General features: G+C 52.7%; 1 protein-coding gene. It reads right to left on the bottom strand.

The genetic code is table 11. From position 1 onward, the window contains the following. Positions 1-220 precede the first annotated feature (220 nt). Positions 221-566 (bottom strand): SMI1/KNR4 family protein (locus tag H1B37_RS33095; protein WP_182871536.1); only part of this gene is annotated, 346 nt, incomplete at its 5' end.

Raw genomic sequence — 566 nt, 5'->3', positions numbered from 1 at the left:
GCATAGTCGGCGTCTTTGTGAAAGATCTCCGCGCGAAGGTTGTCGCGGTTGAGAGCATGGTACACTCCGCCCGCTTCATCCGCCCGAGGCGCTCGTGGCATGGTCTAGTCCTCCCGATTTGAAGAGGCCCCATCCTAACCCACACCGATGGCTCAACAAAGAGGCCTGCCCCCTTTGTTTCGTCCTTTACGATCAAGCGTTCGCTTGATTGAGGACTAGTTCACACGAGACCGTGCTCTTTGAGTTCATCCATCCAGTCAGTTCCAGCAAACTGTTCAGCCCGCGAACCAAATACAACATCGCAAACGAATTCCTCCAAATCACTAGCAACTAGGTCGAGTCTATGCTCGCCCGTATGCAGCGAATAGACGGCACCAGATAAATCTTCAAGGTACGCAAATCCCGACGCATCAGAGCCAATGGTGATCACGCCTGGCATATCGGAATTGTGGACGACGTATTCGCCTAGTCGGCCGATCTCTTCGGCATTCGTACCGCATCCGAAAAAACGTATGATTTCCAGGCCGATTCCATTCCACTCCTGAAGCATTTCCCTGTGTTGTTTG

Source organism: Stieleria mannarensis (genome assembly GCF_014154935.1).
In the GTDB taxonomy this organism is placed as follows: Bacteria; Planctomycetota; Planctomycetia; order Pirellulales; family Pirellulaceae; genus Stieleria; species Stieleria mannarensis.
This window is presented reverse-complemented; position numbering and strand designations above follow the sequence as displayed.